This window comes from Sphaerisporangium sp. NPDC049457, assembly GCF_055586705.1.
The window spans coordinates 514357-534356 of sequence record NZ_JBVJHR010000001.1 but is presented as its reverse complement, the minus strand read 5'-3'; the positions used below and the strand labels follow the sequence as shown (position 1 = coordinate 534356).

Sequence of the window (20000 nt, the reverse complement as noted above, 5' to 3'; positions counted from 1 at the left end):
CCCGCCCAGGCGGGGGCCTTTCAGTAGTAGGCCGCAGAAGGGAAGCGGTGCACCAGAATGCGGGGCCACCACCACAATGTGCTGTCTTGAACTTCGCTGATCCGAACGCGCTGCGCGGCGGCGAGATGCCGAGGCAGGTCAGGGACGCACAGAAAAGACAGCGCCGAAGGCACCATTTCGAGGACGGCCGATGCCGCCGAGGCAGGGCTGAATGCCGAGATCAGTGGAGGCGGCCGGGGCGGTAGGGCTTGGTTCGGGTGGGGTGGTAGGACAGGTCCGAGGGGACGTGGACGCCGGCGCGTTCGCGGACGACGTACGTGGGGCGGCCCATGCCGCCGGCGTGGATCCGGCCGACGTACTCGCCGAGGACGCCGATGGACATGAGCTGGGCCGAGGAGAACAGCGCGACCATCGAGGCGATGGTCGTGAACCCCGCGACGGTGGTCTCGCCTGCGATGAAGCTCCACAGCACCGCCCCGCCGAGCAGCAACCCGACGACGCCGACCAGGAACCCCAGGTAGCTGGCCACGCGCAACGGCGTGGTGCTGTAGCCGAGAAGCATGTTCATGGCATGCCTCACCAGCAGGCGCGGGGTGTAGGCCGATCGCCCATGGCCGCGTTCGCTCATGTGCACCTTGACCGAGCCGACCCGGGTGGTCGACCACGACAGGGCGACGTCGAGGCAGGCGTGCGGTCCTGACAGGTCCTGGAATCCGTCGCGCAGGCAGGTGCGGAACGCGCGGAAGGCGCTGATGGCCCGGGCGGTGCGTACCCCCAGGGCGATCGCCATGGCGGCCTTCACCGAACGGGAGGCAAGGCTGCGGACCAGCCCGTGCTCCTCCTTGTGCGGGACCCCGTACACCAGGTCGAGGCGGTCGCCCTCCAGGGCGGCCAGCAGTTGCGGGATCTGCTCGGGCAGGTGCTGCAGGTCGTCGTCCATGGTGACCACGACGTCGAACACCGCTTCCCTGATCCCGGCGACCAGGGCGTTGTGCTGCCCGTAGTTGCGCGACAGGTGCACGGCGCGGACGACGTCGAAACGCGCGGCGAGGTCCGCGGCGGTCCGCCAGGTGTCGTCCGGGCTGCCGTCGACGACGAGGATCACCTCGTGCGGGACCGACACCTCCTTCAGGACGGGCAGCAGCCTGGCGACCAGCACGGGAAGGGCCCGGGCGGAGCGGTAACACGGAATGACCACCGACACCGACATTGATCCCCCGATCATCTCTCGCCCGCAGCGGATCACATCCCCGGTGGCGGACGCCAGGACGGCTGCGCGGGATTGCGGTGTCCTTGGCCCGGGGTTGCCGCACGCCGGGAACGGACCCGCCCGGCTTTTGCCTGCCGTGATCGGCCGTTTGCGGACCACAGCGAGCGGGGGACGGAGTGGTGCGCCGGGTTCCCGCCGTAGGGCGGCGCCGGGATTCGCCATCCACCATCCCGCCGACGCGGCGCCGATGGGAGAACCATCGGACGTACAAGAGTCGGATGGACGGGGAGTCCGACGTGCAGGAGTCCGACGTGCAGGAGTCCGACGTACAGGAGTCCGACGTACAGGAGTCCGACGTACAGGAGTCCGACGTGCAGGAGTCGGACGTACAGGAGAAGGTGCAGCCGGCGAAGGTGAGGGGTGGGCGGTACTGGAGGTTGTTGAGTCCTCCGGGGGCGGCAAGCTGCGGGTCATTGTTCGGCAAAGGCACGGACGTCGGGGGGCCGGCCGGTGGGACCGCCCTTAGATTCGGGGCCGATGAGGCGGCCATGCGTTCTCCCGGGAAGGCGGCGTGAGCGATGAAAGCGCTCGTTCTGGCAGGTGGCAGGGGTACGAGGCTGCGCCCGCTGACCCATACATCGGCCAAGCAACTGGTCCCCGTCGCGAACCGGCCGGTGCTGTACTACGGGCTGGACGCGATCCGCGACGCCGGGATCACGCAGGTGGGCGTCATCACCGGCGACACCGGGCGCGAGGTCCGTGACGCCGTCGGCGACGGCTCGGCGTTCGGCCTGGAGGTGACCTACATCCCGCAGGACGAGCCGCTGGGCCTTGCGCACTGTGTGCTGATCGCCAGGGAGTTCCTCGCCGACGACCCGTTCGTGATGTACCTGGGCGACAACTTCCTGGTGGGCGGCATCTCCGACCTGGTGGACTCCTTCCGCGAGGCGCGGCACGACGCGCAGCTCCTGCTGACCAAGGTCGCCGAGCCGCAGTTCTACGGCGTCGCCGAGCTCGGGCCCTCGGGTGAGATCCTCACGCTGGAGGAGAAGCCCGCGCGGCCGCGCAGCGACCTGGCGATCGTGGGGGTGTACACCTTCTCCCCCGCCGTCCACGAGGCGGTGCGGGCGATCCGGCCGTCGGCGCGGGGCGAGCTGGAGATCACCGACGCGGTGACCTGGCTGGTCGACAACGGCTACCGCGTGCACTCCCATATGGTCAGCGGCTACTGGCGGGACACCGGGCGGCTGCAGGACATGCTGGAGTGCAACCGCATCGTCCTGGAGGGCGTCGAACCGCGCATCCGCGGCACGGTGGACGGGGCGTCGGAGGTGTCCGGCCGGGTCGTCATCGAGGCGGGGGCCACCGTGCGCGGGTCGGTGATCCGGGGTCCCGCGGTCATCGGGGCCGGCGCGCGGATCAGCGGGTCCTACATCGGCCCGTACACCTCGATCGGGGACGGCTGCGTGGTGGAGGACGCCGAGGTGGAGTACGCCATCGTCTGCGAGGAGTCGACGGTCAAGGGCGTCGCGCGGCTGACCTATTCGCTGATCGGCCGCAACGTCGAGGTGGTGCGCTCGCGGGGCGTGCCGAACGCGTTGCAGCTCATGGTGGGCGACCACAGCAAGGTGCAGGTGCGGGCATGAGGCTGCTGGTGACCGGCGGGGCCGGTTTCATCGGTTCCAACTACGTGCGCGCGCTGCTGGCCGGCGCCTATCCGTCCTGCGCGGACGCCCGGGTGACGGTGCTGGACAAGCTGACCTACGCCGGCAACCGGGCCAACCTGCGGCCGGTCGCCGGCCACCCCGGGTACACGTTCGTCCATGGCGACATCGTCGACGCCGGGCTGCTCGCCGAGGTGGTGCCCGGCCACGACGTGATCGTGAACTTCGCGGCGGAGACGCACGTCGACCGGTCGATCACCGGGGCGGCGGACTTCGTGACGACGAACGTGCAGGGCACGCAGCGCCTGCTGGACGCGGCGCTGGCGGCGGACGTGCGCACCGTCGTGCAGGTGTCGACCGACGAGGTGTACGGGTCGATCGCGACCGGGTCGTGGGACGAGGCGGCGCCGCTGCTGCCGAACTCCCCCTACTCGGCCGCCAAGGCCGGGGCCGACCTGCTGTGCCGGGCCTACCACCGGACCTACGGGCTGGACGTGCGGGTCACCCGCTGCTCCAACAACTACGGCCCGTACCAGTACCCCGAGAAGGTCATCCCGCTGTTCGTCACCAACCTGATCGACGGGCTGCCCGTCCCCCTGTACGGCGACGGCGGGAACGTCCGCGAGTGGCTGCACGTCGACGACCACTGCCGGGCGATCCAGCTCGTGCTCGACAAGGGCGGCGGCGGCGAGGTCTACAACGTCGGCGGCGGGGTCGAGCTGACCAACCTGGAGCTCACCGAGCGGCTGCTGGCGGCGTTCGGCGCGGGCTGGGAGATGGTCGTCCCCGTGGCCGACCGGCCCGGGCACGACCGGCGGTACTCGGTGGACAGCTCGAAGATCGAGGCGCTCGGGTTCGCGCCGGAGGTCGGCTTCGACCGGGGGCTGGCCGAGGTCGTCCGGTGGTACCGCGACCGCCAGGACTGGTGGCGGCCGCTCAAGCCGCCGCCGGGCGGGGACGGCGGGCCGGGTCACGGCCGCCGGAGTCAGGGCGATCACCGGAGCGGGCCCCGGAGTCAGGGCGGTCACAGGAGCGGGCGCCGGGGTCCGGACGGTGACCGGAGCAACGAAGACCAGCATCAGCAGAGCCACGGGCGTCACGACGACGATCACGAGCGTCACCACGGCCACGAGGGTCACGAGGGTCACTAGGAGGAGCCATGGAGGCCACGGAGATTCGCCGCACGGTCGAGATCGAGGACCGCCACTGGTGGTTCAGGGAACGGCGGGCGATCCTCGCCCGTGAGCTGCGCGAGCTGCGGCGGTCCGGACCGCCCGGCCGGGCCCTGGACATCGGCGCGGCGGGCGGCGGCAACACGCGCGTCCTGATCGAACACGGCTGGGACGCGCTGGTCGCGGACTTCTCGCAGACCGCCGTGGACCTGGCCCGCGAGCGCGGGCTGCAGGCCATCCACGCCGACGCGCGGAACCTGCCGCTGCCGGACGGGCACTTCGACCTGGTACTGGCGTTCGACGTGCTGGAGCACATCAAGGAGGACGATCTGGCCGTGCGCGAGATCGTCCGGGTGCTGAGGCCGGGCGGCACCGCGCTGATCACGGTGCCGTGCGACATGGCACTGTGGTCGGCGCACGACGTGGCCTCCGGTCACGTCCGCCGCTACACCCGCGACGGGCTGCGCTCGGTCATCATGCGGGAGGGGCTGGAGATCCAGCGGATGTGGAGCTGGAACGTCCTGCTGCGCCCGGTGGTGGCGCGCCGCAGGAAGCACACCTCCGGCTCCGACGTCGTGGAGACGCCGCCGCTGGTCAACATGGCGCTCTCCGCCGTGATCGCGGCGGAGAGGTACCTGCCGGTCCGGTCGCTGCCCGGCGTCTCCCTGATCACCAGGGCGCGCCGCCCCGCCTCCCGCTGACCTTCCCCTTCATCGGCCCGGTGGCCCCGCTCGCGACGCGCGAGCGGGGCCACGGTCGTCTGATGGTCCGTGGCCGCCCGCCGTACGGGAGCGGGCCACCGGCCGTCACATGCCCGTGGCCGCCCGCCGGACGCGAGCGGCCACCGCCGTCAGATGGTCCATGGCCCCGTCCGCCGTGTGCGGGCGGGGCCGTGGCCGTCAGGTGTCGCGTTCGGCGCGACGGCCGGTGCGCGGCGGGCCGCCTCCGCTTCCGGTGTCGAACAGCACGTCGACCCAGTAGTTGGCCGCCTGGTAGGTGAACTCAGGGAAGGTGTTGTCCGGACCGTAGATGTACACGCCGTTCCCCTCGGCGGCGTCGGAGGCCGGCGCCAGGAGCGGGAAGTTCGTGTACTGCCCGGTGAAGTACTGCAGCGTGTACGAGAAGTGGCCCTCGGCCGTGTGGTAGGAGGCGATGTACGTCGTGCCCGCGGTGATCGGCACCGGGGTCGCGAAGTACGCCTGCTGCCAGCCGGAGGCCGTCTCGCCGGTGAACGTGACGCTGGCCAGCAGCTCACCGCCGGTGGTCCACAGACTGCCGACGTGGGTGCCGGTGTTCTCCGCGCTCTTGAAGAACCGGATGCCCCTGATCGTGCCGTTGGCGGTCGCCTGGAACTTCACGCCGAGCGTCACCGGGTCGGCGTCGGGATGGGAGACCACGGCGGGTGTCGCCGAGTCGTCCCACAGGCTGACCGACGGCGCGAACACCACGTCGGTCCAGTAGTTCGCCGCCTGGAAGCTGTTCGTCGGGAACTCGTTCGCGGCGCTGTAGACGTAGACGCCGTTGCCTCCCTGCGCCCCGTCCGCCGGAGCGGTCAGCGGCGGTCTGCTGTACTGCGTCGTGAAGTACTGCAACGTGTACGGGAAGTGCCCGGAGGCGACGTAGGTCGAGGCGATGTACGTCGTGCCCGCGTTGATCCGCACCGGAGTGGCGAAGTTCGCCTGCTGCCAGCCGGACGGCGTCTCGTTGGTGTACGTGGCGCTGGCCAGCAGCTGGCCGCCGGTGGTCCACAGGCTGCCGATGTGGGTGCCGGTGTTCTGCGCTCCCTTGTAGAACCGGACCCCCCTGATCGTGCCGGTCGTGCTCGCCGTGAACTTCACGCCGACCGTCAGCGGGCTCGTCTCGGGGTTGCCCGGCACCGCCGGGGTGGCGCTGTTGCTCCACAGGCTGGCCATGGGCGTGAAGGACACGTCCACCCAGTAGTTGCTGGCCTGGAAGGTGTTGGTGGGGAACGCGCTGGCCGTCCCGTACTGGTACACGCCGTTGCCGCCGTCCACGCCGTTGCCGAGCGCCGTGAGCGGGCCGTTCACCACGCCGCCGGTGTTGAAGTAGGCGAGGTTGTAGGAGTAGCGGCCGTTGGGCGCGAAGTAGGAGGCGACGTAGGTGGTGTTGATGTTCACCGGGACCGGCACCGAGAAGTTCACCTGCTGCCAGCCGGAGGCCGACTCGGCGGTGAACGTCGCGCTCGCCAGCAGCTGCCCGGACGAGCTCCACAGGTTGCCGACGTGGGTGCCGGTGTTGAGCGGCCCCTTGAAGAACCGGATGCCCTTGATGTAGCCCGCCGTCGTGACCCGGAACTTCACCCCGAGTTCCACCGACTTGGTGTCGTTGGAGCTCTGGGTCGCGGGCTCGGTGGTCGGCGACCAGATCGAGCAGGGGCAGACGGTGTTCACGTTCACCGTGACGGTCGTGGGCACGACCTGCAGGTTGCCGATGTCGTCGACGGCCCGCACCCTGATGGTGACGCTGTCCTCCGACCCGTTCGGCGTCCAGGCGAACTGCCAGTCGCCGCGGCCGGCGGCCTGGAACCACCGGCTGCCGTCGAAGGAGATCTCGACGCCGGCCACGACGCCGCCGCCGGTGTCGGACGCGGTGCCCTGCACGATGAACGGCGTCCCGCTGTTGACCGTCGCGCCGGCGGTCGGCGTGGTGATCGTGGAGCTCGGCGGCGCGGTGTCGGTGGACGGCGTCGCCGGCACCAGTCCGGGTTGCAGGGTGACCGGCTGGCAGTTCATGTCGGCGAAGAGGTTGACCGTCGCCTGCTGCATCGTGATGTCGGTCGGGGTGCCCGGCTTGCTGTGGGTGGCGTCCAGCCCCCACGACCACTGGATGGTGCCCGCGCCGAAGACCAGCGCGCCGCTCGACACCTTGTACAGCGACAGGCTGTGCGTGGCGGTGCCCGCGCCGAAGTTGCTGCCGAAGTCCAGCAGGACCTTGTTGGGGTTGGTGATGGTGGTGCGCGAGTACTTCACCGGCCCCGGCGGTTCGAAACCGTTGTCGGGGACCTGGTCCCATTCCGAGCCGAGCGTCCCGGCGGGGAAGGTCGCCACCTGGCCGGGCTGGAGGTTCGCGACCGCCGTGTTGCGCCAGAACCGCATCTGGGCGAACTCCGCCGGCACGGTGATGGCGTCGTTCACCACGCCGTTCATGATGAACAGCGTGCCGGTGACGGCGTTCTCCGGCCGGCCGCCGTTGGACGGCGGCGAGAAGCGCGGGTCGCGCCAGGTGCCGGTCCACTGCGGGCTCGGGTCGATCTTCTGGTTGGCGTGCGTCTCCTTGTAGCAGACCAGCGTGCGGAACCCTGTGCCCGAGCCGTCGATGCTCGGTTCCCAGCGGGTCTTCCAGAACATCTCGTTGCCGGAGAAGAACGTGAGGTTGACGCCGCCGTCGCGGGCGTTCGTCACGCTGGTCCGTTCGTCATCCGACCAGTACTCGTCGTGGCCCACCGACAGGAAGACCTTGTGCTCCAGCAGCTCGGCGCCGCGGGAGGCGGTGTCGACGCTGGTGAAGTAGCTGACGTCGTAGGCGTTGGCCTCCAGCCAGCGCACCATCGGGTACTCGGCGAGGGTGAACCAGGTCTCGTTGCCGCCCTGGCAGCACGAACAGCAGGCGGTGGTGAAGGGACGGTTGTAGCTGACCTTGTAGGCGCGCCCGACCGGGTTGCCGCTGTACAGGCTGTTGCCGCCGTAGGCGTTGTACGCCTGCCAGGAGGCGTCGGAGGTCTTGAACAGCAGCTCCGACTGCCGGGCGTCGTCGCGGACGACAAAGGTGATGTGGCTGGCGCCGGGCGTCCCGTCCGTGCGGACCAGCTTGCCGAAGTACACCCCCGACACGGCGGAGGCCGGGACGGTCCAGGACGCGGACACCGCCCAGTTGCCGCAGTCGACCAGGCCGGTGGACGCTTCGGTCAGGCAGGCGGGCTGCGGCTGCGGGAGCGTCGCGGTGGGGTTCACCGTGGTGATCAGCCGGGCGCCCAGGCCGCCGTAGTAGCCGTAGCGGTAGATGTCCATCCGGTAGGCCGTCGCCGGGGTGTTCACCTTGAACTGCACGGTCTCGCCGACGTTGACGCTCATCCGGGTCGCGTAGCCCTGGATGCTCGGGTCGCCGGCGCCGACGATGTCCCACTCGCTGGGCGGGCTGCCGGGCAGGCTGTTCTCGATGCAGATGACGGACGTGGGGGGGCAGTCCGCGCGGCGCTGCGCGGTTCTGCGCTCCGCCCGCTCGGCGAGACGCTTGTCGCGCCTCACCAGTTCGGCGAGGCTTATCCGCTCCGCCGGAGCCGGGCGTCCGCCCGGTCGCGCGGCGTCCGCCTCATGCCCGCCGCCGGGCGGCTGCGCCTCGCGGAAGCCGATGTGGTCCCGGCCGCCGCCCGGCCCCTGGGTCTCCCGCAGCCGCTCGGCCTCGTGCTCGGCGCGGGCCGCGTCCCGCAGCGCCGCGGCCCGCCCCTCGTCCTGCCCCCGCGCCTCGGCTCCGCCCTGGGCGCCCGCCTCACCCTGGGCGCCCGCCTCGCCCTGGACGCCGGCGCCGTCCCGGGTGCCCGCCGCCTCCTGCCTGCCGGCCGTGTCCCGGGTACCGGACGCTTCCTGCCTGCCGGACGCGTCCTGGGCTCCGGACGCGCCGTGCTCGCCGGCTTCGGCGGGTTCCCGGGGCCCGTCCTCGCCGGCTCGGTCCCGGCCGCCGTTCCCCGCCCCCGGGTCGGCGGTCTGGCTGCCGTCCTGGGGCGGGGGGTCGTCGGTGACCGGCTGGACGGCCCCCCGCGCGGGGACCGCCGCGTGCTCGAACCGGGCGGCCGGCGGGCTCGCCGCCGAGGCGAGGCCGCAGGGACCGGCCGTGGTCAGCACGGCTGCGACACAGGTGATCAAAGTGATCCGGCGGCTCCACGCGGACCGCGGCGGCGATGCCGCCCGGCCGGTCGTCAGCGGCGCGCCAGAGCCTCTCCAACGGCCGTTACAAGGCCACGTCATGCTCATGCGCGCAAGCGTGACAACCGGTGCCCCCGCCCCGGTGTCCGGACGCACCCGCCCAGCTCTATCGTTGCCGCCCTTTGCCCCGGCCAAGAGCATGAATTCCGCAAAGGCTCCCGAAGGCGCACAGCCGTCCACCAACGTGCCCCGCGTCCGGCCTCCTCGGGCGTCCCGCCCGGCGGAACGATCCCGGCGGCGGCCGGGATGGTCGCGCGGCGTGCCGGTATCGGTGACACGCCGGGGCACAACCGCGCCCGGATGGTCACGCTCCGTAATATGTCCCTGGTAATCGCGGGTCCGGCCACGTCCGGCCATCGTCCACGTCTCGCGTCCACGTCTCGATGGATTGGCACTCAGATGACGCTTCCCAAGTACGTATCCGACGACGCGGGCGCCGGGATCTCCTGGTGCCACGCGCTGCGCTGTCCCCGCTGCCGGGGCCGGCTCCGCGACGGGGACGGTCTGCGCTGTGACGCCTGCGCGATCACCTATCCGGTCGAGGACGGCATCCCGCGCTTCGTCCCGCCGGACAACTACGCGGAGGGGTTCGGATACCAGTGGAACCGGCACCGGCTGACCCAGCTCGACTCCCACTCCGGCCTCACGATCACCCGTGACCGGCTGTTCCGGGCGAGCGGCTGGTCCCCCGACGACCTGCACGGCAGGACGCTGCTCGAATGCGGCAGCGGCGCCGGGCGCTTCACCGAGGTGCTGTGCGAGACCGGCGCCCAGGTGACCTCGTTCGACATCTCCAGCGCCGTGCGGGCCAACGCCGCCTCCAACGGCCGCTTCCCCAACCTGCGGCTGGTGCAGGCCAGCGTGTACGAGGCGCCGTTCCCCGAGGAGTCCTTCGACTACCTGTTCTGCTTCGGGGTCATCCAGCACACCCCCGACGTCGAGCGGACGTTCAAGACGCTGTTCCGCTACCTGCGCCCCGGCGGCCGGTTCTGCGTCGACGTGTACGCGGCGATGGTGGCCTACCCTCATCCCCGCCAGGTGCTGCGCCCGATCACCAAGCGCATCCCGCCGGCCCGGCTGTACTCCCTGGTCGACAGGGCGGTGCCGCGGCTGCTGCCGCTGTCCATGGCGCTCGGCGCGGTGCCGAAGGCCGGCCCGTACCTGGCGCGCATGGTGCCGGTGGCCAACCACCGCCACCTGGGCCTGACCGATCCCGAGATGATCCGCAGCTGGTCGGTGCTGGACACCTTCGACTGGCTCGCGCCGCGCTACGAGCAGCCCCAGCCGCGCCGCCGCCTCGCGCGGTGGGCGCGGGAGCTCGGCCTGCGCGAGTTCTCGATCCGCCGCGACCGCGGGCTGTACGTGATCGGCGGCGTCAAGTAGATGTGCGGCATCGCGGGCACGGCGTCCACCTCCCGTCCCGACCCGGCGCTGGTGCGCCGCATGTGCGACGTGATCGCCCACCGTGGCCCCGACGGTGAGGGGTTCCACGACGACGAGCACGCGGCGCTCGGCATGCGCAGGCTCGCCATCATCGACGTGGCGCACGGCGACCAGCCGGTCTACAGCGAGGACGGCCGCGTCGTCGCCGTCTTCAACGGCGAGATCTACAACTTCGCCGAGCTGCGCGAGGAGCTGACGCGGCTCGGGCACCGCCTGCGCGGCGCGGGCGACTCCGAGTGCCTGGTCCACCTGTACGAGCAGTACGGCGACGAGATGGTGCACAAGCTGCGCGGCATGTTCGCCTTCGCCGTGTGGGACCGCGACCGGCGGCGGCTGCTGCTGGCCCGCGACCGCGCCGGCAAGAAGCCGCTGTACTGGTGGGCGGACGCCGGCGCCATCAGGTTCGCCTCCGAGCTGAAGTCGCTCGCCCAGGACCCGGCGCTGCGCCGCGAGGTCGACCCGGTGGCCCTGCACCACTATCTGAGCTACCAGTACGTCCCCGCGCCGTGGTCGATCTACCGGGGCGTGCACAAGCTGCCGCCGGCGCACCTGCTGGTGTGGGAGGCGGGACGGACTGCCGTCCGCCGCTACTGGCTGCCCGACCGCACGCCGGCGCCGCCCGTGCCGGAGCAGGAGGCCGAGGAGCGGCTGCGCGAGCTGCTGCTGGAGGCCACCCGCCTGCGCATGGTGAGCGAGCGTCCGATCGGGGCGTTCCTGTCCGGCGGCGTGGACTCCTCAGCGGTGGTGGCCGCGATGGCCATGCAGAGCGCGGAGCCGGTCAAGACGTTCTGCATCGGCTTCGAGGACGGCCGCTACGACGAGCGGCACAAGGCGCGCATGGTCGCCGAGCGGTACGGGACCGACCATCACGAGCTGGTCGTGACCCCCGACCTGCTGGACGTGCTGCCCCGCCTCGCCTGGCACTTCGACGAGCCGTTCGCCGACTCCTCGGCGATCCCCAGCTTCTACGTGGCGCGGCTGAGCCGGGCGCACGTCACCGTCGCGCTCAACGGCGACGGCGGGGACGAGTGCTTCGGCGGGTACCGCCGCCACGCGCTCATGGCCCAGGCCGGGCGCATCCCGCGCCTGCCCCGCGCCGTCGCGGGGCCGTGCGGACGGGCCGGGGCCCTGGTCGCCGAGCGCAGCGAGTTCGGCGGGCTCCCCCGGCGGCTCGGCCGGCTGATGCAGTTCGCCGCGACGCCGCCGTCCCGGCGCTACCCGCAGCTGATGTCGTGCTTCACCCCCGAGCAGAAGTGGCGCCTGTACGGCGACGCCCTGCGCGAGCGGCTGGCGGGGGTCGACAGTCACGCGCTGCTGCGCGAGGTCTACGACTCCTCACGGGCGGGCTCCGACCTCGGCCGGGTGCTGGAGGTGGACACCCTGACGTACCTGCCGGACGACCTGCTGGTCAAGGTGGACATCACGACGATGGCCAACTCGCTGGAGGCCCGCTCGCCGTTCCTGGACCACCACCTGATGGAGTGGGCGGCGCGGCTGCCCGACTCGTGCAAGGTGCGGGGCAACCACACCAAGGTGCTGCTCAAGCGGGCCGTCGCCCCCTGGCTGCCGCCCGGGCTCGCGCACCTGCCCAAGCAGGGGTTCGGCGTGCCGCTCGCCGCCTGGCTGCGCGGCGAGCTGCGCGAGCTGGCCTACGACGTGCTCACCGACCACACCGCGCGGGTCAGGGGCCTGTTCCGGCCGGCGGCCGTGCGCGACCTGCTGCAACGCCACATGGGCGGCGTCGACCACGGGCCCCGGCTGTGGACGCTGCTGCAGTTCGAGCTGTGGCACCGGGCGCACGCCGTCCCGGGCGGCGCCGGCCTGCCCGCGACCGGCTGCGCGGCGTCCTCCTTGGCGTACATAAAGGAGTGACAAGGACATCGCCGGGCGCGGGCGTCCCCGCCCGGCGACCCGTCCTCGTCTCGCCAAGCTTGCACGCATGACCCACACTCCGCCCGTCGAGTTCCGCGCGGCCGTCCCGCCGGCGGCCGCGCCCGCCGTCCAGGCGCCCCCGGCGTCCCGGTGGCGGCCGCACCGATCGGCGTGGCCGCCCGTCCTGGCCGTCGCGGCCCTGACCGCGGCGACGCTGACCCATTACGGGGTGTCCGTCACCGACATGGCCCTGTTCGGCGCCTATATCGCCGCGGGGCTCGCCCTCCCGGGCACGCTGCTGGTGCGGGCGCTGTACAGCGGGGCGCGCACGCGCGCCGAGGAGATCGCGCTGGGGCTCGCGCTCGGCTACGCCGTCGAGATCCTGTGCTACATGGGCGCCCGCGCCGCGGGAGCGCCGTTGCTGGTGCTCGCCTGGCCGGTGGCCGTCGTGGCGGCGTTCCTCGCCGTACCGCGGCTGCGCCGGCACTGGCGGGCGCCGGCGCAGGTGGAACGCGCGCCGCTGTGGGCGTCGTGGTCGCTGGCGCTGACGATGGCGTTCCTGGTCGTCTGGGGCGCGGCGAGCTTCTTCCGCACCCATGCCCTCACCTGGCCGGGGCTCGGCGCCGCGTCCATCGACATGCCGTTCCACCTGGCGCTGATCGGCGAGCTGCGGCACCACATGCCGCCCACGGTGCCCATGGTCGCCGGCGAGCCGCTGCTCTACCACTGGTTCGTCTACGCGCACTACGCCGCGGCGAGCTGGGTCACCGGGGTGGAGCCGCTGGTGCTGCTGTTCCGCCTGGCCGCGCTGCCCATGCTCGCCGTCCTGGTCGTCCTGATCGGCATGACCGGGCGGCGGGTGACGGGCTCGTGGGCCGGGGCGGCGCTCGCCGCCGCGGGCACCGTCTTCGTGGCGGTGCCCAGCCTGTACCTGGGCACCAACGGGTCGTTCACCTGGGGCGGCGTCACCGACCTGGCGTGGACCAGCCCCACCCTGACCTTCGGCGCCATGCTGTTCGCCCCGGTCGTCATCCTGCTCGCCGACCTGCTGCGGGGACGGCGGAGCGCGGGCCGGTGGGTCATGCTCGGCGTCCTGCTGGTCGCCGTGATGGGAGGCAAGGCGTCCTACCTGCCGCTGCTGGGCGCGGGCCTGGTGGCCGCCGCCGGCGTCGAGGCGCTCAGGCGCCGCCGCCCGCCCTGGCCGGCGCTGGCCGCGCTCGGCATGACGGGCGCGCTATGCCTGTACGCGCAGGTCCTGCTGTTCGGCGGCGCGCGCCAGGGCCTGATCATCTCTCCCCTGTTCACGATGCGCACGACGCTGGCCGAGCTGACCGGGACGGGCGGGCCGGACGGGCTGGACCTGCCGCCGGTGGGCGCGGCGCTCGGCGTCGCGCTGGTCTACCTGCTGTGCTGGGTGGTCGTCTGGGGCGGCGCGCTCGGCCTGCTGAGCCGGGCCGGCGCCCTGTTCCGCCCGGACGTGGTGCTCTTGCTCGGCATGGGCGCCGCCGGGCTCGGCACGGTGGTGCTGCTCGGGCATCCGTGCCGCAGCCAGCTGTTCTTCGTGTGGGGCGCCTACCCCTACCTGGTGATCGTCACAGTGCACGGCGTCCTGGTGCTGCTGCGCCGGGCGCGGGTCTCGCCGAAGGCGGCGCTGCTCGCCGCCGCGGCCGGCGCCGCCGCCGCGTACGCGGTCGCCCTGCTGTGCCGGGTGCGGGTGCCCCTGGAGGCGGGGACGCCCACGGCGTCGCTGTACCGGCCGTACATCGCGCTGGCGGCCGTCGCCGCCGTGGCGGGCGTGGCGCTCGCCGTGCGGGCGGGTGCGCTGCGCGCGTGGGCGCTGGTCACCGTCATGCTCGCGGCCATCGGGCTGCCGTCGGACCTGCACGCCCGCGTGCTGTCCACGGCGGGCCGGCTGGCCGGCGGCGGCCCGATCGCCACGGCGGCGCCGGCGCCCGTGACGATCCCCGACGGGATCCTCGCCGCCGGGCGCTGGCTGCGCGCCCACTCGGGACCGGGTGACCTGGTGGCCACCAACGCCCACTGCGAGTGGGGCAAGGAGAAGCCCTGCGCCGCCTACCACTTCTGGGTGGCAGCGCTGAGCGAGCGGCGCGTGCTCGTCGAGGGCTGGGCGTACACCGCGGCGAATTTGCGCCGCTGGGACCAGAGCGTGCCGCTGGAGTACCTGCCCTTCTGGGACGCGCGGCTGATCGGGCTGAACGACGCGGCGTTCACCGCGCCGTCGCGCGAGATCCTGCGGGAGATGCGCGATCGCCACCAGGTGCGCTGGCTGTTCGCCGACGGGCACCTGACCGAACACGGGCTCGGCATCGGCCGGTTCGCACGGCCGGTGTTCCGCTCAGGCGACTACGCAATCTACGACCTGTCCGCGCTCGCCGCCCCCGCACTCTGAACTCGCACGGAAGAGGACACATGCGCATCATCCACGTCGGATACCGGCTGCCCCCCGAACCGGGCGGCCTGGAACGCCACATCGAGCGCCTGGCCCGCGAGCAGCTCGCCCGCGGGCACCAGGTGATCGTCGCCCACCGGCGCGGCCGGGCGCCGGAGGGCGCCGAGACCCTGCCGCTCCGGCCGACCCGGGCGAGCAGGCTGCTGGCCCGCAGGTCGGACGTGCTGGCCTTCGGGCTGGAGTGCGCCCACGCGCTGCACCGGGCGGACACCGACATCGTGCACGTCCACGGCGACCACCGCGAGGCGCTCACCCTCGGCCCGGCCGCGCGCCGGCTCGGCGTGCCGCTCGTGGTCACCGTCCACGGCGCGATGACGATGCGGCACCTGCCGATCATGCCGTTCGCCTTCCGGCACGTCGACGACTTCATCGCCATCGGCGCGCGGCCCGCGCAGGACCTGCGGGAGGCCGGTGTACCCGCGGCCAGGATCGCCACGATGTCCAGCGGCCTGAACCTCGCGAGCATCGCCCGCCACCGCGGGCAGCGGGCCGAGCCGGGGCTGATCGTGAGCGTCGGCTCGCTGGAGAAGGTGAAGAACCACGCTTTGACGATCGAGGCCTTCCACGTGCTGCGCGCCTCCCATCCCGGCGCGCGCCTGGTCATCGCCGGGGAAGGCGGCGAGCGGGCGGAGCTGGAGCGGCTGGCCGCCGCCGGCGGCGGCGGCGGAGTCGTGCTGGCCGGGCACCTGCCGGAGAGCGAGGTGTACGCGCTGGTGGGACGGGCGCAGGCGTTCGTGCTGGCCTCGCGCAGGCTTCCCACCATCGGCGAGGGCATCCCCACCGCCGCGCTGGAGGCGCTCGCGCTCGGCACCCCGGTCGTGCTGTCCTCGGAGACCTCCCTTGAGCCGGTCGTCGAGCCCGGCGCGTACCGCACCTTCCGCAGCGGGTCGGTCGCGGACCTGGTGGCGCACCTGCGGGCCGTCCTGGAAGGCGATCCGTCAATCCCCGGGGCGGTCGAGCGGGGCGTGCGCGCGGCGTCGGCGCTGGACTGGTCGTCGGTGGCCGCCCGCGTCGAGGACCGCTACAGCGCGCTGCTTCCCGGCGTCCCGCGCCGGCCGGCGACCACCTCATGACCGCCGGCGCGGCGCGATGCGCGGGCAGGCGATGACGAACCTGCGCGAACGGGTCCGGATCGGAGCCGGTGGCGGGCACCTGCGGACATTCTCCACGCTGGCCGCCGCCGGGCTCGCCGAGGCCGTCCTGTCCTCGCTCAGCCTGGTCGCCCTGGTGCGGGTGACCGGCGCCGAGACCTCCGGGCGCGTCATCTTCGCCCAGTCGGTGGCGAGCCTGTGCTTCCTGGCGCTCGACCCCCGGCTGGACAACACCGTGCTGCGGTACGTCCCGATCGAGCAGCGGCGCGGGCAGGGGTTCGCGCTGTACCGGCGGCTGGTCCGGTGGGACGTGGGCATCCGGGTCCTGGCGGCCGGCCTGTGCTTCGCGGGGGTCGCGGCGGCCTGGCTGCTCGGCCTGGCCGGGGACGAACTGGCCCGCATGCTCGTGCTCGCGGTGGCCGGGCGCGCGGCGCTGGCCGCGAACGGCGCCGTGCGCGCGTCGTTCGCCCTGGCCGACCGGCTGCACGAGCTGGGACTGCTGCGACTGGGGTGCGCGGTGGTGGCGTTCGCGCTGCCCGTGGGCGGGCTGCTGGCGGGCGGGCCGCTGGCCTACCTGGCCGGGCAGGCGCTGGGCGCGATGCTGGCCGGCCTGGTCGTCGGGACGCTGGGCTCACGGGCGCTGCTGGCCCGGCTCGGGAAAGGGACGGCGTGCGCGGCCGTGCCGGCCGGCCTGGTGTCCTTCACCGTGAAGGCGACCGGCGGCACGGCGCTGGCGGAGGTGGCGGAGTCCGGCGTCCTGACCGTGGCGGGCCTGGTCGGCGGCTCCACTCTGGTGACGGTGCTGAAGATCGCCTCGGCCCCCGGCCGGCTGTACGCGACGCTGGTCATGCCGGTCGCGTCCATGCTGTACCCCCGGCTCGCCCGCGCGGCCGCGGCGGGCCTGGAGAGGACGCACGCGCGCCGGGACATCGCCCGCGCGAGCGTCCCGCTGGCCGCCGCCGGGCTCGTGACGCTCGCCGTCGCGCTGCCGGCGCTCGACGACGTGCTGCGCCTGGTCTACGGGCCGCCGTACGCGGCCATCGCCCCGGTGGCCGCCGTGCTCCTCGCCGCGGCGTGCGTCAAGGGGCTGGTGTGCTGGTCGAACGTGCTGCCGCTCGCCCTGGGCCGGCCGGGCTGGCGGCTCGCCTACCTCGCGGGCGAGGGCGCCGCGCTGCTCGGCGCGCTGGTGCTCGCCCACCGCCTCTCCCCCGGCCCGGAGGGCGCCGCGCTGTGCTTCGCCTGGGGAACGCTGGCCGCCGCGGTCGCCGGGGCGGCCGTGTGGGCGGCCCTGCTCCGGCGCATCTCCACCGGGACCTGCGACCCCGCTCAGCGCGGGCGGGCGGCCGGGGCCAGTTCCCGGTAGAGGTGTTCGAACCAGTCGGCGGTGTCGGCCATGTCGACGGTGCCCGCGCTGGCCGCCGCGCCCTCGCGCAGCCGGCGATGGACCACCGGGTCCATCGCCTCCAGCAGGCCGCGCGCCAGGTCGCGGGCGGAGCCCGGCCTGGTCAGCACGCCGTTCTCGCCGGAGCGGACCAGTTCGGCGATGCCGCCGACGTCGGTGGACACCACCGGCACGCCGGCGGCGAGCGCCTCCATGACGACGACGGGCAGCGCCTCGTGGGCGGAGCCGAGCACGACCAGGTCGGCCGCGGCGACCAGCCTCCTGGCGCCCGCCACCCGGCCGAGCAGGCGCACGCCCGCCTCGACGCCGTGCCGCCGGACGTCGCCGGCGACCTGGTAGCGCAGCGGCCCCTCGCCCGCCAGCAGGAACAGCGCGTCGGGCCGCGCCCGCAGCACCTGCGCCGCCGCGCGGACCAGCAGCGCGTGGTTCTTCTCCGGCCGGAAGTTCGCGACGCACGCGATGACGAACGCCTCGCGCGGCACGGCGAACTCGCGGCGGGTCTCCTCGCGCCGGGCGGCCCAGCGCCGTTGCTCCTCCACGTCCACTCCGTGCAGGCGGGTCAGCACGCGCCTGGCGCCCCGGGTGGAGGGCGACCGCGCCACCTGCGACGACACCGCGACCGTCCGGTCGTCCAGCCATCGGGTGAGCAGGTCCAGCGAGGTGCTGAGCGCCGAGGTGAGGCGCTCGGCGAGTACCGTGCCGGTGCGGCGGCTGTAGTGGACGGTGGAGACCAGGATCGGCCGCCGGCGGCTGAGCCGCACGAACGGCCGGAGGACGACGGCGGGCATCGGCGAGTGCACGTTGAGCACGTCCGGGGACAGCCGGCGCACGGTCGTGACCAGCCGGGCGACGGCCAGCGGGCGCGGGCGGCGGCCGAGGTTGACCACGGTGACGCCGAGGGAGCGCAGTTCGTCGATCAGCTCGTCGGTCGAGGCCTGCAGGCACACGACCGTGTAGCCGGTGTCGCCCTTCGCGGCCCGCCGGAGCCTTTCGACCAGCAGCGTCTCGACGCCGCCCAGGTCGAGGGTCTTGAGCACCTCGCACACGCGCAGCCCCTGCCGCGCGGTCCGCCCGGTCATCGCGGCGTCCCCTCGGGCAGCGCCCGGCGGCCGGCGAGCGCCGGCTGCGGCGGCGTTCTTTCAGGCAAGGGACTGCGGCCGGTGGGCGCCGGCTGCGGCGGCGTCCCTTCGGGCAAGGGCCGGGGGCCGGCGGGCGCCGGTTCCTGTGGCGTTCTCTTTCTGGCCGCCCGGACGTGCTGGGACCAGGCGACGGCCGCGAGCAGGCTGGTGATCATGACGATCGGCATGCGCTGGCGGAAGATCAGGCCCACGTTGGCCATCGTCGTCGCGTACACGATGGCGCCGGGCACGATGAACAGCAGCAGGAAGCAGACGGTGGCCCGGTCCTCGCGCCACAGCCAGACGCCGCCGCGGACCGCGCAGAACAGCAGGAAGTACCAGACGAGCACCTCGATCTTGCCGAGCTGCAGCGTCAGGCTGCCGCCGGTCCAGGGGAACGGCGACAGCAGGGTGTAGACCAGCTTGAGCCCGAGCTGGTTCCACGGGTCGCCGCCGTCGTCGAAGATCACGCCGGAGCCGCCGACGGCGTTCCCGCGGCGGACGAGCTCGGACTGCCCGTAGTCGAGCTGTTCCTGCATGGCCTCGACCGGCGGGGTCTCCGCGACGTCGCTGAACGGCAGCACCGCCAGCAGCGCGGCGAGGATGAGCAGGGTGCGCACCGAGAGCACCTTCTTCAGTCCCACGAAGCCGAGGGCGACCGGCATCGCGCACATGAACACCATGTACGGGCGCACGTACCACAGCGCCCACAGCGTCACCCCGAGCAGCGCGACCTTGCGCATGTCGAACCGCCGCAGGTTGGAGACACCTAGGGCGAGGCTCGCCACGACGAGGAAGGCGTTGAAGCCGTCCTTGAACATGTCGGAGGTGTGCAGGACGAACGCCGGCATGAACGCGGTCAGGACCATCAGCCGGTACGCGGCACGGCGGTCGGCGCCCACGAGCAGGGCGAAACGGTACATGATCAGGCACAGTGCGCAGGCCAGCAACGCCACCAGCGCCGTGCACGCCAGCGAGGCCGGTCCGCCGCAGATGTACAGCACCAGCGCGAACGCGTTGCACGGGATGGCCGCGGCGTACAGGGACGGGATCTGGTCCGAGGTGACGAACTGGAAGCCCTCGCGTCTCCAGTAGGCGACGACCTCCAGCGCCCGGGACTCGTAGGTGATGTTGTCGCCGCCATAAGGGATGACGTGGTTCTGCATCACGAGGATCTGGACGGCCAGCCGGGCGGCGAACGCCACGAGGAGCACCGGCATCACCCGCCGGAACGCCTCGGCGTCGACGCCCAGGTGGACCGTTCCGACGAGCAGCAACGCGGCGGCGGCAACGATGACATATTCCATGGAAGGGCACCCTCAGTTCGCCTCGAGATCAGGCCGCGGCCGTCCTGCGGCCCGCGCCGGACCGCCGGGCACGGACTCTGCGAGGCGACGCTATCCGCCGGGAATGCGAGGCGGCGCCCGCGGCGGACGCCCACATTCGACCATTACCTTGGTTTACGGACTCTTTTCGCGCAGCGGAATCCGGGCCCCGCCGCTTTCGGCGGATATTCGCGGGATTTCCGGTGGCAAGCCCGCTTCGCCGGGGATTCCGGTGGATTCGCGGGCCGGCTCTCATCATCGGCAGCCCCGTCACCAGGGGCGATGCCGGGCGC

11 protein-coding genes and 1 pseudogene are annotated in these 20000 nt (G+C 72.9%); 8 read left to right on the top strand and 4 right to left on the bottom strand.

Annotation, left to right across the window (positions count from 1 at the left end; all coding sequences use genetic code 11):
- Positions 1–220: 220 nt before the first annotated feature.
- Positions 221–1210 (bottom strand): glycosyltransferase family 2 protein, encoded by a 990-nt coding sequence (locus ACZ6QO_RS02225; RefSeq protein WP_465847231.1) that lies wholly within the window; start codon positions 1208–1210, stop codon positions 221–223.
- A gap of 578 nt (positions 1211–1788) precedes the next feature.
- On the opposite strand from ACZ6QO_RS02225, the gene ACZ6QO_RS02220 reads away from it, so the two are divergent.
- From ACZ6QO_RS02220 to ACZ6QO_RS02210, 3 genes and pseudogenes are all read left to right on the top strand, one after another.
- On the top strand, positions 1789–2856 hold the full coding sequence (locus ACZ6QO_RS02220; RefSeq protein WP_465846805.1) for a glucose-1-phosphate thymidylyltransferase: 1068 nt from the start codon (positions 1789–1791) through the stop codon (positions 2854–2856).
- Positions 2853–3815 (top strand): annotated as a pseudogene (rfbB, locus tag ACZ6QO_RS02215) (dTDP-glucose 4,6-dehydratase); the annotation flags it as partial. The gene ACZ6QO_RS02220 and the pseudogene rfbB, both read left to right, overlap by 4 nt.
- A gap of 218 nt (positions 3816–4033) precedes the next feature.
- The gene (locus ACZ6QO_RS02210; protein ID WP_465846804.1) at positions 4034–4747 is read left to right on the top strand and encodes a class I SAM-dependent methyltransferase; all 714 of its coding nucleotides are present in this window, start codon (positions 4034–4036) and stop codon (positions 4745–4747) included.
- Positions 4748–4945: 198 nt separating this feature from the next.
- Here ACZ6QO_RS02210 and ACZ6QO_RS02205 read toward each other — a convergent pair whose 3' ends face one another.
- Positions 4946–8926, bottom strand: a complete 3981-nt coding sequence (locus ACZ6QO_RS02205) for a DUF4082 domain-containing protein (RefSeq protein ID WP_465846802.1) — start codon at positions 8924–8926, stop codon at positions 4946–4948.
- A gap of 459 nt (positions 8927–9385) precedes the next feature.
- Between ACZ6QO_RS02205 and ACZ6QO_RS02200 the strand changes: the two genes are divergently transcribed.
- The 5 genes from ACZ6QO_RS02200 to ACZ6QO_RS02180 all read left to right on the top strand — a co-directional run bounded on the left by ACZ6QO_RS02200 (position 9386) and on the right by ACZ6QO_RS02180 (position 17225).
- On the top strand, positions 9386–10369 hold the full coding sequence (locus tag ACZ6QO_RS02200; protein WP_465846801.1) for a methyltransferase domain-containing protein: 984 nt from the start codon (positions 9386–9388) through the stop codon (positions 10367–10369).
- A complete protein-coding gene (gene asnB, locus ACZ6QO_RS02195; protein WP_465846799.1) occupies positions 10370–12301 on the top strand; it encodes an asparagine synthase (glutamine-hydrolyzing) in 1932 nt (643 codons plus the stop codon).
- 67 nt (positions 12302–12368) lie between these two features.
- On the top strand, positions 12369–14711 hold the full coding sequence (locus tag ACZ6QO_RS02190) for a hypothetical protein (RefSeq protein WP_465846797.1): 2343 nt from the start codon (positions 12369–12371) through the stop codon (positions 14709–14711).
- 20 nt (positions 14712–14731) lie between these two features.
- A complete protein-coding gene (locus tag ACZ6QO_RS02185; protein ID WP_465846795.1) occupies positions 14732–15844 on the top strand; it encodes a glycosyltransferase family 4 protein in 1113 nt (370 codons plus the stop codon).
- A 16-nt stretch (positions 15845–15860) separates the two neighbouring features.
- Entirely contained in the window at positions 15861–17225 is a 1365-nt protein-coding gene (locus ACZ6QO_RS02180) for a polysaccharide biosynthesis protein (RefSeq protein WP_465846794.1), read from the top strand.
- Here the strand turns inward: ACZ6QO_RS02180 and ACZ6QO_RS02175 are convergent.
- Together ACZ6QO_RS02175 and ACZ6QO_RS02170 are read right to left on the bottom strand one after the other, a co-directional pair.
- Positions 17189–18343 carry a glycosyltransferase gene (locus ACZ6QO_RS02175; RefSeq protein ID WP_465846793.1) on the bottom strand — a complete coding sequence of 385 codons (1155 nt, stop codon included), beginning with the start codon at positions 18341–18343 and terminating at the stop codon, positions 17189–17191. The genes ACZ6QO_RS02180 and ACZ6QO_RS02175 overlap by 37 nt on opposite strands.
- Positions 18340–19689, bottom strand: coding sequence for a proline-rich domain-containing protein (locus ACZ6QO_RS02170; RefSeq protein WP_465846791.1), 1350 nt, complete (start codon positions 19687–19689; stop codon positions 18340–18342). The genes ACZ6QO_RS02175 and ACZ6QO_RS02170 overlap by 4 nt, the downstream gene beginning before the upstream one ends.
- Positions 19690–20000 lie beyond the last annotated feature (311 nt).

Excerpts from the sequence above, each read along its gene's own strand:
- ACZ6QO_RS02190 (WP_465846797.1), top strand. The coding sequence starts at position 12,369 with ATGACCCACACTCCGCCCGTCGAGTTCCGCGCGGCCGTCCCGCCGGCG.
- ACZ6QO_RS02175 (WP_465846793.1), bottom strand. The coding sequence starts at position 18,343 with ATGACCGGGCGGACCGCGCGGCAGGGGCTGCGCGTGTGCGAGGTGCTC.
- ACZ6QO_RS02185 (WP_465846795.1), top strand. The coding sequence starts at position 14,732 with ATGCGCATCATCCACGTCGGATACCGGCTGCCCCCCGAACCGGGCGGC.
- ACZ6QO_RS02180 (WP_465846794.1), top strand. The coding sequence starts at position 15,861 with ATGCGCGGGCAGGCGATGACGAACCTGCGCGAACGGGTCCGGATCGGA.
- asnB (WP_465846799.1), top strand. The coding sequence starts at position 10,370 with ATGTGCGGCATCGCGGGCACGGCGTCCACCTCCCGTCCCGACCCGGCG.
- ACZ6QO_RS02170 (WP_465846791.1), bottom strand. The coding sequence starts at position 19,689 with ATGGAATATGTCATCGTTGCCGCCGCCGCGTTGCTGCTCGTCGGAACG.
- ACZ6QO_RS02200 (WP_465846801.1), top strand. The coding sequence starts at position 9,386 with ATGACGCTTCCCAAGTACGTATCCGACGACGCGGGCGCCGGGATCTCC.
- ACZ6QO_RS02225 (WP_465847231.1), bottom strand. The coding sequence starts at position 1,210 with ATGTCGGTGTCGGTGGTCATTCCGTGTTACCGCTCCGCCCGGGCCCTT.
- ACZ6QO_RS02220 (WP_465846805.1), top strand. The coding sequence starts at position 1,789 with ATGAAAGCGCTCGTTCTGGCAGGTGGCAGGGGTACGAGGCTGCGCCCG.
- ACZ6QO_RS02210 (WP_465846804.1), top strand. The coding sequence starts at position 4,034 with ATGGAGGCCACGGAGATTCGCCGCACGGTCGAGATCGAGGACCGCCAC.